This is a genomic window from Vibrio sp. 2CM40D (genome assembly GCF_023161825.1).
GTDB lineage: Bacteria > Pseudomonadota > Gammaproteobacteria > Enterobacterales > Vibrionaceae > Vibrio > Vibrio alginolyticus.
In genome coordinates, this window is the sequence record NZ_JALNTL010000003.1 from 594,916 (window position 1) to 614,036 (window position 19,121).

The window sequence follows — 19,121 nt, forward strand, 5'->3', positions numbered from 1 at the left end:
CAATATTTAATCGTTACGTTTTTTTCGTCACCGATATTGATTAAGATGTCATCACGCTCCGGTGTATACAACATTCTCATTGCTTTTCTTCCATTATTGATCGCAACCGGCAGTCTGGCGTTTAGCTGAATGATTTCATCTCTCTTCTTTTCTTAAAACAACTACACTTAATCAGAATAAGGTATCAATTTCATATAATTATTCGATATCTACGCGTCAGCACATGTGTCACATTTCTGTGACTACGAGTAAGTTTTACTTATGTTGCTTGGTAGTAGGGTATTTATCGATTGTTTAATGATTCAATACTTAGTTTAATCGTATAAAGGTGTGCAGTATGCCGCACTAAATTAATAAGAAATTATCTAAAAAGGTTAATGGGAAACGTAAGCCATTAGCGGAGGTCAGATGAGTACGCACACGGTACCGCAGAGCGCGATTGTAAATGCTGTCAAAGGTGAAGTTTTGGTTTTGGGCCTGGATGGAAACGTTAAGGTCATAAAAGCGGGGGATGAGTTAAGACCTGGCGAGATTATTATCACAGAAAATAATGCTTCTCTCGACGTACAGATAAATAATGAGCTTTATCTGGTCGATGCAAATTGTGTTGCTTGTCTTCCTGTGCCTTCTTCTGAACCGTTAGAACCAGTATTGGTACAATCTCCAGTTAATGGCTTGGTGACTTTTGACCCAACGGCTATTGGAAGTGCTGACTTCGGCGCCAACGATATTGCCGCTATCCAGCAAGCTATTTTAGACGGAGCTGACCCTACCGCTATCTTAGAAGCAACAGCTGCTGGCGCAGGTGCTGAAGGCTCGGCTAATGCTGGCTACGTGACGGTTGAATATAATAACCCGGAAGTACTCGCTTCTACTTTTTTTGAAACGTCTGCGACTCGCAGCGGAGAAGATGATCGCGACGAAGATGACGGTTTGAATGTCACGATTTTTGCTGATGGTGGGCAGTCACTGCAATCTAGCGTAACAGAAGGCTCAATTTCTCTATCAAGCTACCCGCAAACCATTTCGTCTAGTGTGCTGGTTGAAGCAGGGGATCTCGCACTTGATACTGCTTCATTTGTACCCGAAACGTCTTCTTTAGAGTCTTTGTTGACTGAGCTTAACAGTGATATTACCTCTGGTGGTCAGCCAGTGGCGTTCGTTTATGACGAAGCGCAAAATGCCATTATCGGTACTCAAGAAGGTAACGAAGTGCTTCGTATCGAGATCGAAGCGACATCTGTAGGCCGTGATTTAGAGTTAGAAGTCGTTACCACGATTAGCCAGGGCGTTGACCATGTTGCGTCTGTTGCTGATGGCCAAGTATCGATCGTCGGTGATCAAATCAATATTGCTTTTGATATTACAGGTGCAGATATTGGTGGTAACAGCATTCAAGCGCCTATCGATTTTACGACAACCGTTATTGATGGCGATGATCCTGCGCCGCAAAACGTTACTTTTGAAAACGTTGAATCTTCTTCTACACCAATTACTGGCACCTTTGTTGATATTGGTAGTGATCAATTGGCAACGGTCACGTTTAATCAAGAAGGACTTAGTCAGTTCGATGGCCTACTGAGTGATATTCAGGCGACAGAAGCGGTACTCTCTGAAGACGGCAGTACTATCACCTTGTCCATTGCTGGCTCGAATGAAACCGTCTTAACCATCAGTCTGAATACTGATGGTACCTACCAATTTGAGCAATTTAAGCCGTTAGAACAAACAAACGGTGAAGATACGATTGAGCTCTCTTTACCAACCACAATCGTCGACTATGACCAAGATACGGCAAGCAACACCTTTACGATGACCATCCTCGATGGCGATAACCCAGTGATTGAGAACGTGACGGGCTTGTCTTTAGATGAGGCGGGGGTTGACCAAGGTTCACAGGAAGGCGCGGCAGTAACAAGTGGTACTGGGTCGATCACGACAGCGGTCGGAAGTGACATCATTGATCACTATGAGTTGGAACCTACAGAGTTCAATGTTGGTGGAGAACTCCAATCTCAAGGGCAGGTTGTTCAACTAGAACTAGCGTCCGAGAGTAACGGCGTACGTACTTACGAAGGCTTCATCGAGCTGGATGGTGTGCGTATTACCGTATTTGATGTGGCGATTGATGCACCTGCATTGGGCGAATACCAATTCAACTTGTATGAACAACTTGACCATACGGGTGCTAACGATGACTCGCTCACTTTCTCACTGCCAGTTTACGCGGTAGATGCGGATGGTGACCGCTCCTCTATTACCGAAGGTTCGAACACACCAGAAGCTGCGCAAATTGTCATTCAAGTTCAAGATGACGTTCCTTCGATTGATGGCGTTGATGCGCTAGCCGTCGATGAAGACGATTTATCAAGCATTGGCTCCGATCAAAGCGACTCTGTGTTCGCGCAAGGTAGCTTCACGACGACTCAGGGCTCAGACCGTGTTGTAAGTTATCAATTAGAGAGCGGCACTGATCCACTCAATGGGTTGGAATCGCAGGGGCGATCTATCTCTCTGACGGAAACAACCAATTCAGATGGCAGCTTTACCTATTCTGCAACGGCAGAAGGGGACGCTATCTTCACCTTACAAGTGAACCCTGACGGTTCTTATTCATTTACCCTTGAAGGTCCAATCGATCATGCTGTGGGTAGCGATAGCTTAACTCTAGACTTCACTATTGTCGCAACGGACTTTGACGGTGACACCAGTTCACTTGTTCTACCGGTAACCATTGCCGATGATGTGCCAACCATTAATGACGTTGTCGCTCTTACCGTCGATGAAGATGACTTAAGTTTGGTAGGCTCTGACCAATCACAGTCAACGCTGGTCGAAGGTCAGTTTACGACAACTCAAGGTTCTGATGGCGTCGTACAGTATCAGTTGGATGTAAACGCTGATTCTTTAAATGGCCTGCAATCTCAAGGTCAAACCGTTTCCATTGCCGAAACGCAAAATGCAGATGGCAGTTACACCTACAGCGCAACGGCAAATGGCAGTGCAGTTTTCACATTAATTTTGAATACCGACGGCTCGTACAGTTTTGAGCTGCAAGGTCCAATTGACCATGCGGCAAATAGCGACAGCTTAACCCTTGATTTTAGCGTTATTGCTACAGACTTCGATGGTGACACAAGCCAAATCGTATTGCCTGTTACCATCGTGGATGATAAGCCAACTATTACCGATGTTGATGCGATTACTGTTGATGAAGATGATTTAGGCACGATTGGTTCGGACCAGACTGACCCGATTTCTATTGATGGTAGCTTCACCACCACACAAGGCTCTGACCGAGTGGTAAGTTATCAGCTTGATGCTTCTGCAACACCAGTTGACGGCCTTACATCACAAGGCGTGGCAGTTACGCTGACTGAAACCGCAAACGCTGATGGCAGCTTTACTTACGAGGCGACAGCGGGTAGTGAAGCGGTCTTTACGCTGACGGTGAATACTGATGGTAGCTATAACTTCACGCTTGAAGGTCCAATCGACCACGCGGTAGATAGCGATGAGCTGACACTCAACTTCCCAATCATCGCAACAGACTTTGATGGCGACACCACAAATGCCACTATCCCAGTGACAATCGTGGACGATAAGCCTGTTATTACCGACGTCGACACCATTACGGTTGATGAAGATGATCTAGCGTCAATTGGCTCAGACCAAAGCAATCCAATTTCTATTGATGGCAACTTTACTACCACACAAGGCTCTGACCGAGTGGTGAGCTACCAACTCGATGCTTCAGCAACACCAGTGGACGGTTTAACCTCGCAAGGTTTAGCGGTCACGCTAACAGAAACCGCAAATGGTGATGGTAGTTTCACTTATGAAGCGACTGCGGGTGGCAACCCAGTATTTACTCTGACAGTAGATACTGATGGCTCTTACAACTTCACGCTAGAAGGGCCAATTGATCACGCGGTGGATAGTGATGAGCTGACACTCAACTTCCCAATTATCGCAACCGACTTCGATGGCGACACCGTTACTGAAACCATTCCAGTCACGATTGTTGATGATGTACCGACCATCACAGCGGTGGATGCGTTGAGTGTCGATGAAGATGACCTTAGCGGCGTGGGCTCAGACCAAACTGACGCTGTGTTCGTTGAAGGCGCGTTTACCACTATTCAAGGCTCTGACCGAGTGGTGAGCTATCAACTGGATTCAACGGCTGATCCTGTTGCGGGGCTAACGTCTCAAGGTGAGGCGATTACCTTGGTGGAAACCGCCAACGGTGATGGCAGCTTTACTTATGTGGCGACCGCAGACGGCAATCCGGTATTCACGTTAAACGTAGCAACAGATGGCACTTACGATTTTACGCTGCAAGGCCCGATTGACCATGCAGCTAACAGTGACAGCCTGACGATTGATTTCCCAATTATTGCCACCGATTTTGATGGTGATACGACTTCGGCAACCATTCCAGTCACGATTACGGATGATGCACCAATCATCGATAATGTTTTGCCTCTGGCTGTAGACGAAGATGATTTATCAGGTATTGGCTCAGACCAAACTGACGCTGTGTTTGTTGAAGGCGCGTTCACCACTACCCAAGGTTCAGACCGTGTGGTGAGCTACCAACTTGATTCAACTTCTGATCCTGTTTCGGGGCTAACCTCCCAAGGTGAGCCAGTTACTCTGGTAGAGACTGCGAATGCTGATGGCAGCTTTACTTACGTGGCTACCGCGGATGGCAATCCGGTTTTCACCATGAACGTGAATGCAGACGGTACATATGACTTCCGTCTGGAAGGGCCAATCGATCACGCGTTAAACAGCGATGAGCTAGTACTGAACTTCCCAATCATTGCAACAGACTTTGATGGCGATACGACGACCGCGACCATTCCAGTCACGATTACTGATGACGTTCCAACCATTAATAACGTTGTTCCACTGACAGTAGACGAAGATGATCTCGCTACAATTGGCTCAGACCAAAACGATGATGCGTTTATGTCGGGCTCTTTCAGCACAACTGAAGGCTCAGACAGCGTTGTTAAATACCAGCTTGATGCAACGGCAGATCCAGTAGCAGGGTTGACCTCTCATGGTGAGCCTGTCGTGCTTGCTGAGACAGCAAATGGTGATGGCAGCTTTACTTACACAGCCACGGCAGATGGCAATGCCGTATTTGAATTGATTGTGAAGCCAGATGGCAGCTACAACTTTACACTGCAAGGTCCACTAGACCATGCGGTGAATAGCGACAGTCTGCAAATCGACTTCCCGATTATCGCAACAGACTTTGATGGCGACACCTCATCGGAGACGTTACCTGTCACTATCGTTGATGATAAACCAACCATCACTGACGTAGACGCAATCCGTGTGGATGAAGATGACCTAGCGACGATTGGCTCTGACGGCTCAGATCCAATTTCAATCGATGGCAACTTCACTACAACGCAAGGTTCTGATGGGGTAGTAAGCTACCAATTAGATACTGCTGCAACGCCAGTTGATGGCCTAACATCGCAAGGTGTGGCAGTGACGCTGACGGAAACTGCAAACGGCGACGGTAGCTACACTTATGAAGCGACAGCAGGAACTGAAGCCGTATTTACGCTGACCGTGAATACGGATGGTTCATACAACTTCACGCTTCAGGGGCCAATTGACCATGCGACAGACAGTGATGAGCTGACACTGAACTTCCCAATCATCGCGACGGATTTTGATGGTGATACCACCACAGAAACGATCCCAGTCACCATCGTGGATGATAAGCCGACCATTACCGATGTCGATGCGATTACCGTTGATGAAGATGATTTAGGCACGATTGGCTCAGATCAAACTGACCCGATTTCAATCGATGGCAACTTCACCACCACACAAGGCTCGGACCGAGTGGTGAGCTATCAGCTTGATGCTTCTGCAACACCAGTTGACGGCCTTACATCACAAGGCGTGGCCGTCACGCTGACTGAAACCGCAAACGGTGATGGCAGCTTTACTTACGAGGCGACAGCGGGTACTGAAGCGGTCTTTACGCTGACAGTGAATACTGATGGTAGCTATAACTTCACGCTTGAAGGTCCAATCGACCACGCAGTAGATAGTGATGAGTTGATACTGAACTTCCCAATCATCGCGACCGACTTTGATGGCGACACCACAAATGCCACTATCCCAGTGACGATCGTAGACGATAAGCCAGTTATTACTGACGTGGATTCCATTACGGTTGATGAAGATGATCTAGCGTCAATTGGCTCAGACCAAAGCAACCCGATTTCTATTGATGGTAACTTCACCACCACGCAAGGTTCAGACCGAGTGGTGAGCTACCAACTCGATGGCACATCAACACCAGTTGACGGTTTAACCTCGCAAGGTGTGGCTGTCACGCTAACAGAAACTGCAAATGGTGATGGCAGTTTTACCTACGAAGCAACAGCGGGCTCTGAAGCGGTCTTTACGCTGACTGTGAATACTGATGGCTCTTATAACTTCACGCTAGAAGGGCCGATTGATCACGCGGTTGATAGTGACGAGTTGACACTAAACTTCCCAATTATCGCAACCGACTTTGATGGCGACACTGTCACTGAAACCATTCCAGTCACGATTGTTGATGATGTACCGACCATCACAGCGGTGGATGCGTTAAGTGTCGATGAAGACGACCTTAGCGGTGTGGGTTCCGACCCTGGCGGCGATCTGTTCGTTGAAGGCGCGTTTACGACCACTCAAGGCTCTGACCGAGTGGTGAGCTATCAACTGGATTCAACGGCTGATCCTGTTGCGGGGCTAACGTCTCAAGGTGAGGCGATTACCTTGGTGGAAACCGCGAATGGCGACGGCAGCTTTACTTATGTTGCGACCGCTGACGGCAATCCTGTCTTCACGTTGAATGTCGCAACAGATGGTACGTACGACTTTACGCTGCAAGGTCCGATTGACCATGCAGCTAACAGCGACAGCCTGACGATTGATTTCCCAATTATTGCCACCGATTTTGATGGTGATACGACTTCGGCAACCATTCCAGTCACGATCACGGATGATGCACCAATCATAGATAATGTTGTGCCTCTTGCAGTAGACGAAGATGATTTATCAGGTATTGGCTCAGACCAAACTGACGCTGTTTATGTTGAAGGCGCGTTCACGACCACTCAAGGTTCAGACCGTGTGGTGAGCTACCAACTTGATTCAACGGCTGATCCTGTTTCAGGTTTAACTTCTCAAGGTGAGCCTGTTACTTTGGTAGAGACTGCGAATGCCGATGGCAGCTTCACTTACGTGGCTACCGCGGATGGCAATCCGGTTTTCACCATGAATGTGAATGCAGACGGCACATACAACTTCCGTCTAGAAGGGCCAATCGATCACGCGTTAAACAACGATGAGCTAGTACTGAACTTCCCAATCATTGCAACAGACTTTGATGGCGATACGACGACCGCGACCATTCCAGTTACGATTACTGATGACGTTCCAACCATTGACAACGTTGTTCCACTCACGGTGGACGAAGATGATCTCGCTTCAATTGGCTCAGACCAAAACGATGATGCGTTTATGTCGGGGTCTTTCAGCACAACTGAAGGCTCGGACAGCGTTGTTAAATACCAGCTTGATGCAACAGCAGATCCAGTAGCAGGGTTAACCTCTCATGGTGAGCCTGTCGTACTTGCTGAGACAACAAATGGTGATGGCAGCTTTACTTACACTGCCACAGCAGATGGCAATGCCGTATTTGAACTGGTGGTGAAGCCAGATGGCAGCTACACCTTTACTCTGCAGGGCCCACTAGACCATGCGGTGAATAGCGACAGTCTGCAAATCGACTTCCCGATTATCGCAACAGACTTTGATGGCGACACCTCATCGAAGACGTTACCTGTCACCATCGTTGATGATAAACCAACCATCACTGACGTAGACGCAATCCGCGTGGATGAAGATGACTTAGCGACGATTGGCTCCGACGGCTCAGATCCAATTTCAATCGATGGCAACTTCACTACAACGCAAGGCTCTGATGGGGTAGTAAGCTACCAATTGGATGCTGCTGCAACGCCTGTTGACGGTCTAACATCACAAGGTGTGGCCGTCACGCTGACTGAAACCGCAAACGGCGACGGTAGCTACACTTATGAAGCGACAGCAGGAACTGAAGCCGTATTTACGCTAACAGTAAACACGGATGGCTCATACAACTTCACGCTGCAAGGGCCAATCGACCATGCGGTAGACAGTGATGAGCTGACGCTGAACTTCCCAATCATCGCAACGGATTTTGATGGTGATACCACCACAGAAACGATCCCAGTCACCATCGTGGATGATAAACCGACCATTACTGATGTCGATGCAATTACCGTTGATGAAGATGACTTAAGTACGATTGGCTCAGACCAAACTGACCCGATTTCAATCGATGGTAACTTTACCACCACACAAGGCTCGGACCGAGTGGTGAGCTATCAGCTCGATGCTTCTGCAACACCTGTAGCTGGACTCACATCACAAGGCGTGGCAGTCACACTGACGGAAACCGCAAACGGCGATGGTAGCTTTACTTACCAAGCGGCAGCGGGGACTGAAGCGGTCTTTACGCTGACAGTGAATACCGATGGCTCTTATAACTTCACGCTAGAAGGTCCAATCGACCACGCGGTAGATAGTGACGAGCTGACACTGAACTTCCCAATCATCGCAACCGACTTTGATGGCGACACGTCTGCTGAGACAATTCCTGTCAAGATCGTTGATGACAAACCGACACTTGGTGGCATCGAAGCAACAAGTGTGCAAACGGTTGACGAGGACGATATCCCAACAGTCGGATCTGATGGTACGCAGTCGAACAGCATTGCAGGTAACTTCATCGCGACTGATGGCTCTGATGGCATTGTGGAGTACAGCGTTTCTGACCTAACCACGCCAGTACAAGGCCTGACCTCTGGTGGTCAATCTCTGGTTATGGTTGAAGTATCAAACGCAGGTGGCGTTTCAGTTTACGAAGCTCGTATTGATGGCACGACGACACCAGTATTCCGTGTGACTCTCGATGCTTCTGATGATAGCTACACGTTCGATTTGCTTGCTCCTCTCGATCATCCAAATGCTGATGGCCAAAATGAACTGGTCATCAATTTACCGATAAACGCGACTGACTTTGATGGAGACGTGTCGAACAACATCACCTTACCAATTACGGTTGTGGATGATGTTCCGACCATTGACGGTTTACTAGCAGGCAGCGAACAAACCGTTGATGAAGATGACCTACCAGCAGGTACGGATGCTGCAAGTGCAGAAGATACTGTTATTTCAGGTACTTTTGATATCACCGAAGGTGCTGACCAAGTTGCTTCTATTCAGCTGAGTGACCTGACCACGCCTGTTGCGTCACTGACTTCAGATGGTGAAGCTATCACCTTAGTTCTGTCTTCTAGCGCAAACGGCGTGAACGTATACCAAGGTGTCGCAGGCAATCCTGCTGAAGTGGTGTTCGAACTGACGTTGGATGCAACGAACAACACCTACGAGTTCGATTTACAGAAGCCGCTTGATCATCCCGATGGTAATCAGCAAAACGAGATTGTTATTAACCTCCCTGTGACGGCGACAGATAATGATGGTGATACTTCACCAGCCTTCACATTGCCAATTACCGTTGTGGACGATGTTCCAGTTGTTACCAATATTGAAAGTCTACGTGTCGACGAAGATGACTTACCTCTTGGTTCTGATGGAACGAAAGAGCCATTAACGGTATCAGGTGAGTTCGAAGTCACTAGCGCAGATGGTATTGATGCTTTCGAATTGGATCTAAGCTCAAATCCTATCCCGAATCTGAAATCGGGTGGAGAAGAGGTAACACTTTCTCAAGACGTTGGCGCTTCAACTGCTGACGCGCTTGTTTACGTGGGACAAACACCGGGTGGAGTGACGGTCTTCACGTTGACACTTCATCAAGATGGTAAATACGACTTTGAGTTATCTGGTCAGTTAGATCACGCGGTTAACTCTGATGAGATTTTGTTGAATCTACCTGTGAAGATCACGGATGGCGACAACGATACCATCACTGCGACCTTGCCAGTTACGATCGTAGATGACAAACCAACCATTGATGCTATTAGCTCTGGTAGTACCTTGTCTGTGGATGAGGATGATATTCCAAGCCAAGGTTCGGACGACACGCCAGAATCCAATATCATTGGTGGCAACTTTGACGTTACTGATGGTGCCGACTCTATCGTTAGCTTCCAGTTGGATAGTTTAACATCGCCTGTTTCTGGCCTTACCTCAGGTGGTCAACCGCTTGAGTTGGTTGAGTTTTCAAATTCAAACGGTGTGATTGAGTACCGAGCTTATGTACAAGGTACGACGGACACCGTCTTTAAACTGACGCTAAATGGTTCAGCAGACAGTTATGAATTTGAACTGTTGGGTGCACTTGATCATCCTGCGGGTAACGATGAAAACTCGTTGGTCATTAACTTCCCAGTCAACGCGACTGATTTTGATGGCGATGTGTCCAATAACATCACCTTGCCGATCACCGTGGTGGACGATGTCCCAGCTATTGTGAAAGTGACAGATTCTAGCCAACAAACCGTTGATGAAGATGATCTTTCCGGTGGCTCTGACACGACAAGTAGTGATTCAACGGTATTGAACGGCGGATTTGAGGTCGTTGCTGGTGCAGACAAGATTGTCAGCTACCAAGTTTCAGACCTCGATGCAGTCGTGTCTGGTTTAACGTCGAACGGCAGCAGCATCGAGTTGAATCTAGTAAGCACGAATGGTGGAGTAACCAGTTACGAAGCGGTTATTACTGGCACATCAACTAAGATCTTCACGCTGTCTCTTGATGCGAATAATGACAGCTACCAATTTGAGCTGTTGGGACCAATCGACCATGACGCTGTTCAAGGTGAAAACAACCTTGTCATTGATATTCCAATTACAGTAACAGACTTTGATGGTGACACGTCATCATCACTGAATCTTCCAATTACCGTAGTTGATGACATTCCCGAAATTAAATCAGCAGATGCTTTGGCTGTTGATGAGGATGACCTTGCCAACGGCTCTCAGGCAACCAACAAAGACAGCCTAGAAGCAACGGGCAATTTCGATACGGTGGAAGGGGCAGATACCGTTGTCTCTTATCAGCTGGATCTTACTTCTAACCCGATACCAGGAGTAACTTCAGGTGGTTTTGCGGTGACGTTAGTTCAAACCGCGGTAAGCAACAACAACTTTACTTATCAAGGTCAAACACCTGATGGTAACTCAGTGTTCACACTAGTTTTGAACGCTGACGGCTCTTACAAGTTTACGCTTGAGGGTGCGCTAGATCACTCAACTCAAGGCGAAGATACACTCATACTTGATCTCCCAGTCTTTGCGACCGATGTCGATGGTGATACGGCAGGTATTAACTTACCAGTGACGATTACCGATGATGTTCCAACCTTGCACGATGCATCTATTTCGCGTGTTGAGGGGCAAGGCAGCCGCACGGTTCGTTTATTCCGAGACCCTGTAGAGGGGGATGATGACCTTGGTGCTGACGGCGCACAAGTGACTTCATTCTCGGCTGATGATTCAGGCATTTACTTTAAGCAAAATGGTGTTGATTCTGATTCTGTCGATTTGAACGGCAGCGACCAAGTCGTATTTGTTCACAAGGTTCTTGACGGAGTGGATACTGAAATCGGTCGTTTGGTTGTTCGAACCGATGGCAGTGTGTCATTCCGTCCGAATGACGACCTTGACCATACCGAAACCGACTCGATTGATTTCACCATCAACGTTGTTGCAACCGATGGTGATGGCGATATCGCAGATGCCGATGTGGATATCTCGATAAGAGACCGCAATGCGCAAATTGACACGTCTACCGTTACTGCGTTCGAAGACCAAGGGCGTGATGGTGTCGTTGTGGGCGTTGACTCTGCAAATACTCAGGACAACTTGTCGACGCTGGATGTTAGCCCTGCGAAAGTCGACTTGGTTATCAATTTACACGATATCGACCGTAACGAGAGCTTAGGTGACATCACTATTCGAGATGCTGATACTCACAACGGTACGTTCTACTACAGAGACGGCAGTGGCAACTACATTGAATTAACATCTGTGGGCAATACGGTTGTTCTCGACGCATCAAATGTTGAGCAGTCATTCAATGGTGAGCTTGTCTCGTTAGATAACTTGTACTTCGTACCAGATCGTCATACATCAACCGATGCTTCTGGTATCGATCCTCGTATCCGCGTGGAAATTCTTAACAATGGTACGCCAGATCATACGATTAATGGTCGTTTAGACATTGAAGTTGCTGCCGTCGCAGATATTGCAACGTGGACGGCAAGCAGCGAATTTAACTACTCGGTTGATGAAGATGGAAACAATGTCGCACTTAACATCACGGCTGAAACCCAAGACACTAGTAACCCAGAAGGCATTGTGTACGAGCTTGTCTTTACACAAGGAGAAGGTAACGCAGAGTTAGTCTATTCAGATGGTAGTGCGATACCAAAATCCGGTGGTGTTTATCTGGTGGATGCAAGCCGAATTGATGAAGTTCAAGTTGATCCGATAGATAACTTCTCGGGCGAAATCAGAATTGATGTCACCGCTATTACGACGGAAAACAACAATCCACTGCTTGGGAAAGATACCGCTCGCTCAGAAACCGAAACCATCATTATTGATGTAAACCCAGTTGCGGATAAAGGTAGTTTTACTGTAAACCGAATTAATGTGTTTGAGGATAATGCTCGAACTCAAAATACGGTAGACCCTGTCACTGATCACGACCCACTCCAATTAAGTGAAGTGATCACCATGAAACCATCAGCGGACTTAGATGGTTCTGAAGCGTTATTTGTGCGCATTTCTAACTTCTCAATTGATGGGGTTACTTTGGTGTGGCTGGACTCAGCAAACCCAAGTCAGATAGTAGAAGTGACCGATTCAGGCGGCAATGTACTTTATTACGAAGTGCCAGAGTCTGAATTAGCGAACGTCGAAGTTCTTCCTCCTTTGCACAGCAATGATGACTTTACTTTCAATGTCGAAGGAATTGTGAAAGACACAGCATCATTGTCTACCGGTACGACAGAAGATGTGTTGTCACTGGGCAGTAAGACCGTCATCGTTGGTGTAAAAGGTGTTGCTGACATACCAGACACGGTATTAATTGACGCGGGGAACGTTTGGAACCGATTCGTAGACGGAGATGTGGCCGGGATAGAGACGACTATTGAAGAGAATGGTGTTGTAAACCTCAACTTCTCGGTTGTATCAGGTGAAGTTGCCGATAGACCACAGGATGATTCAGAAGCCATTACTGTTATCCTGTCCAACATCCCCGACGGTGTTCGTGTCGTAGATTCAGACGGTTCAAGCGTTGACCTCACCTTTGTTGGCTATGATGGTAACGGTCAACCGATTTACGAAGCAAACATCACTGGGCTGAATTTTAATTCCGGTATTCAAATTATTCCGGAAGCCTCTTCAACTGAAAACATTGCGATTACAGGGACGATCATTGTTACCGAGAATGATGGTCATAGTCGTGTGATTGAAAGAGAGGTAAGGATCAAGGTCGAACCCGTTATTGACGCTCAAGATAACTACGTTGTCCGATCGGAGGGAGATGAAGATACGCGCTTTGACATCGATTGGAAACCGACGCTCGTACAAAGCCCTGATACCGATGAATTCTTTAGTGATGTAACCATCTCTGGATTTCCTCCAGGCAGCACGGTCTATGTAGATGGTGTGGCACAAACGCTTGTTTCTGGAACACTAACGCTTTCACCGCAAGCCGGTGAATCAGAACAAGATTTTTCCGCTAAAATCTCTCAAAGTGGCTATGTTCAAGTTCAGTTGGAGCAGGATTCAAGTACTGACTTTGACTTGACCACAACCGTCACTGTGAAAGAGATTGACCATGAATATGTTGACGCTTCGAATCCCGGTGAAGGTATCGCTGAGAAAACCATCAATGGTACGGTGAATGTCCAAGTTAATCCAATCGTTGAGCCAGAGGATAAGACGGGGGCAATAGACGACCAAACCCGTCTGCTTGTCACTGAAAGTGGTGGTGGTGCTACCGATATCGTGAAGTCAGACGATCAAGGTAACATTGACTTTACGATCAACACTTCTATGGGGGGCGAATCTGGCGCTCATATCATTAAATACCAAGAGTTTGATGCGTCTTCAGATGAAGTGGTGACTCAACTTGTTGTTCAATTTCACAATGTGGACCCTGAGATCCTCAACCAATTGGTTATCGTCGGTGCACTAAATGAAGGTGGAGGTCGTTGGACAGTAACTAATGAAGACAACTTCTCAATTAAAGCGCCGTCTGGACTTGATTTAACACCAAACGATGACAGCGACGATGGCGATAACGGTGGTCTCTCTCAAATTGGCTTAACCATTTACGCAGAAGTGAATGATTTGGGCGAAGATTTGGGCAACGAAAAAGATGCGACGGTCGTGCGTCAAACGGATGTGACACTAGAGTTTCCAACCGTCCTCACACCGAAAATGAGTGTAGCGGCAGAGATTCAGGTGGCTGATGATGTTCAAATTCAAGCGTTGGAAGACAATTCTATTAACCTTGGTGCTCAGTTGACGTCGAAAGTCGATGCGATTAATGCAGATGGTGTGGAGGATGTCTTGACTATTATCGTCGACCCGACAGCTCCTGGCATTCCTCCTGGTTTGGTGATCACGGGGACGGATGTTGATTTTGTCAATGGTAAATACGTGTTCCAAGCCCATATCGATGCGAGTGGAAATATTACTGGCCTTGATGGTTTGACGATGCACTTGGCAGAAGATTACGCAGGTGATTTCGAATTGCCAATTCGGTTTGTCACTAAAGACACTGAGTCCGGTGATGAAAAAGAAAATAATGTCCAGTTTCCAGTTCAGGTTTTACCGGTTGCAGACGTTCCGAGTTCAGCCGGGGATCAGCCGTTGGATAGCGATGTCACACCAAATGTAAGAGTAGATATCGTCGGTACTTTCGGCTTGGATGCAAACAAACAACCTGTGACTGATCTAAATAACGACGTTCCCACGGCGGATGGTGTTGGTTACGAAGATGGCTTAATCCAACTTAACTTGAGTGTTGATTTTGCCGATCAATTTAACAACACTCAAGGTGGTCGAGAAACACTAACGAACATCAAGCTAGAGCTTGATGACACAACATTAGGTGAGTTTGTTGATGCCAATGGTAACAGCTTAGGAACCAGTATTGAGTTTAATGAAGCTGAGATTTTAGCTGGTGCGCTTGACAATGTTCTGTTTAAGCCAAAAGAAAATTACCCCGTAGGTGGTGGCCAAAATACCGTCAAGATTAATATCGAGGGAGAAATTACTGATGAAGCTGTGTTTGATCAGTCTATCTTGAATAACTCTGGCGATAATATAGATGTGAGAACCTTCACTGACGATGTCACATTTGAAGTTACGCCAGTCGTTGATGACATTACCATTACAGGTGCCGATCCGACGCAGCCAATCACGGTGATTGGTGACGAAGATACTTTAATTTCGCTGAATCAATCGGGCTCTGGTGTTTCGATCAGCCTGAACGATAATGACGGTTCTGAGAGTTTCGTTTCACTCAAGTTAACGGGGCTTCCTGATGACTTTATCGTTAAATCCAATTCCTCTGATTATGTTGTTAAGAACAACGGTGGGGGCGAATGGAGTATTCAACTAAAAGATCTCACTCAGACGTCCATTGACCTGAGTGACATCCAAATTAAACCGCCAAAACACTTTAGTGGCGAGGCTGAGATAGGTATTACGGTCTTCATTCAAGAGGAGTTGCTACAAGTTCCAACGGAACGAAACAACAACTTTACGCTTATTGTCAATCCTATTGGTGATGATGTTGATGTGAATCCCGATACTTCGGCTGCAGGTAATGAGGGCGAAGACATTGTTATTAATGTAAATGCGTTAGTGGTTGATAACAAAGAGTCCATCGGAGATGGTGCAAACTACCAGGAAAATGATCCAGAGACGCTGAGAGTTGAGGTCTCCAATGTCCCTGATGGGGCGAGTGTTTCATTACCTGATGGGACAGTGTTTACTGACCAAGGCGGCGGCATTTTTGTCTTAGAAATCAATGCTAAAGACTTGGATCAAGTGGTGTTTAATTCTGGGGATCGCAACGATAACTCATGGGATGGTTCGCTGCATTTCAAAGTGCAAGCCGTTGATACTGGGCTCGATGGCAGTCAAAGCTTGGGCTCCGCAGAGGAGTTTGATGTCACTGTTGATGTTGAAGCAGTGAACGATCGTCCAGAGTTCGTCAATACCGTGGATGTGGAAACACCAGAAGATACGCCAATGCTGCTTGATGGTTTCAGCATTACCGATATTGATGCCGTACTCGATGATCCGAATGCTGAATATGTACTCAATGTGAACGTCGACAGCGGTATCTTGGAGCTTAATCCAACGCTCATCACTACTTACAACCTAACCGTGAGCGGTGATGGTACGGACTCCGTTGAACTGAAAGGCACAGTGGCCGATCTAAACAATGCCATTGCAGACGGTCTGATTGAGTTTAATCCAGACCTGAACTTCTTTGGTGACGTTCAGGTGGACGTGACAGTCGATGACCAAGGTAATGAAGGTATCGTAATTGGTGGGGTAGATGACACCCTAAATACCAACAGCAGCAGCTTCAATATTGAAGTAACAGCGGTGAATGATACCCCAGAAACTACGCCAGTGACGCTACCGGATATTGAAGAAGACAGTGGTGTGTTCTCCATCTCTGAAGCGGATCTTATTGCGAATGCGACAGACGTAGAGAACGATAATCTCACGGTTAGCAATGTTCAGTTAACGGATCCGAATTCGGGCAGCATTACTTTCAACAGTGGCACGGGAGAGTGGGAATTTACCCCAGCACCAGATTACAACGGTCCAGTTGAAATCACGTACACCATTACAGATGATGGCACGACAAATGGTGCATCCGATCCTAAATCGGTTAACGGCAGCGCATCGTTCAACGTAACGGAAGTCAATGATGCTCCAACGACGTCTGAAGTGACACTTTCTGATATCGCAGAAGACAGTACGGCGGTTGATATTACCCAAGCTGATTTGTTGGCGAATGCGTCTGATATTGAAAACGACACCTTGATGGTGAGCAATGTCCAGTTGGTTGATCCAAGCAGCGGCACATTGGATTTCGACAACGTAACAGGTACATGGTCATTTACTCCTGCGCCTGGCTACAACGGCAAGGTCGATCTGACCTACGACATTACCGACAACGGTACAACGAACGGTGTTTCAGATCCTCAAACGGTGTCAGGAACGGCGACCTTCGAAGTCACTGAGGTGAACGATGCACCGGTAACATCAGAGGTAACGTTGAGTAGTACCGAAGAAGATGGTGGTTCGGTAACTATTACGGCTACTGAGTTGCTGAGCAACGCAAGTGATCCTGAGTCAGACAACTTGACCGTCGATAATGTTGCGTTAGTGGACCCAACTTCCGGCACGTTGACTCAAGTGAGTGCGACAGAGTGGACGTTTGAACCCGCAGCAGATTTCTTTGGTGACGTTGATTTCACTTATGAAATCACAGATGATGGAACCACTAACGGCGCTCCAGACCCAATTACAATCGCGGGCACAGCAGTGTTGAATGTTGAAGCGACCAATGACGCACCTGAAATCACTGCAACGTCGGTAACGGATACGATCAACGAAGCCGATGGCCAGAAAATAACGGGTATTAGTGTAAGTGACATCGACTTCACTGGTGCACAGGCGAATGAAATCATGACCGTGACTCTTACAGTTACCGAGGGCGACCTTCGTGTCGAGCCGCCAACAGGTAGTGGTGTGACTGTTGGGGCGGGGATGGCTGGTGAAATAACCCTAATGGGCACACCAGATAATATTAACTCCGTTCTTGGAGCAACAGACGCTTCTGAGGGTGTATTTGTGGATGCAGGAGATGTCAACGCAGCTTCAATCACTTTATCGGTGAAAGTCGAAGACAACGGCGTGTACTTCGAAAATGCATCGGGTACCGCATTGGAAGCGAATCAAGACTTCACTATCAATGTGACACCTGTAGCTGATGCACCTACATTGAGTATCAATCCTCAGTTTAATTACATTCGTCAAATTGCGACTAGCCAAACCGCGAGCAGTCAAGGTTTAGCGATTGTCGGAATCATGGCGGCGCTTACTGATATTGACGAGGTGCTGTCTTTGGAGCTAACGGGCGTACCAGCTAGTGCTGAGGTAACAAGTGGCGTTTCTCCATCAGGTATTAGCTTCGATGGTACCACTTGGACAGTACCAAGCGATGAAATTGATACGCTAGAAATTGTCGCAACAGATACTAACAGTGGTATTGATGTCGGTTCTTACGATATTTCGCTTACGGCGATATCAACGGAATCTAATGGCGATGAAGCGCAGTCTTCACCTGTCCAAATTAGTTTGGATGTGAGTAGTGATAGCGACGATATTGACCAGTCAACCGCAGTGGAAGACAGCTATTTAGTCGGCGGAGACACAGGTATCAACTTGATTGGTGGAGACGGTGACGACGTTATTCTGGGTGGTGATGGTGATGACGTGCTTATCGGTGGCTTAGGTTCAGATATCTTAACGGGTGGAGACGGCAGCGATATCTTCAAGTGGACGGTAGATTCCGTTGATGAAGGGGCAGTGGATACCATTACTGACTTCACTGTTAACGAAGACAGTATCGATTTACGTGAAGTTATCTCTGATCTCAATAACTCAATGATCGACATGGATGATCTGCTTGGTCACATTTCGGCAGACTACGATGCATCGACGGAAAGTGTTTCTCTGAACATTACGACGGATGCAAATGTTCAACAGACTATTGTCGTGGAAAACTTAGGTACTTCAATCGACTTCAACGGTCTTAGCTCCAACGAGATTGTAGAGTCATTGCTCAACAACGGTGTTATTGATAACGGATAAACCTGTATACAACACAAAAATGGGCGGCTCTGATAAGCCGCCCATTTTTTTCGGGAAAGCTTGATTTTAAACAGGAGTATTTGAATCGAAAT

1 protein-coding gene is annotated in these 19,121 nt (G+C 47.0%); it reads left to right on the forward strand.

All coding sequences use genetic code 11. From position 1 onward, the window contains the following. The first annotated feature begins 408 nt into the window (after positions 1-408). Complete coding sequence (locus MTF70_RS09190; RefSeq protein ID WP_248393942.1) at positions 409-19,029, forward strand: retention module-containing protein; 18,621 nt, start codon at positions 409-411, stop codon at positions 19,027-19,029. Positions 19,030-19,121: the final 92 nt, after the last annotated feature.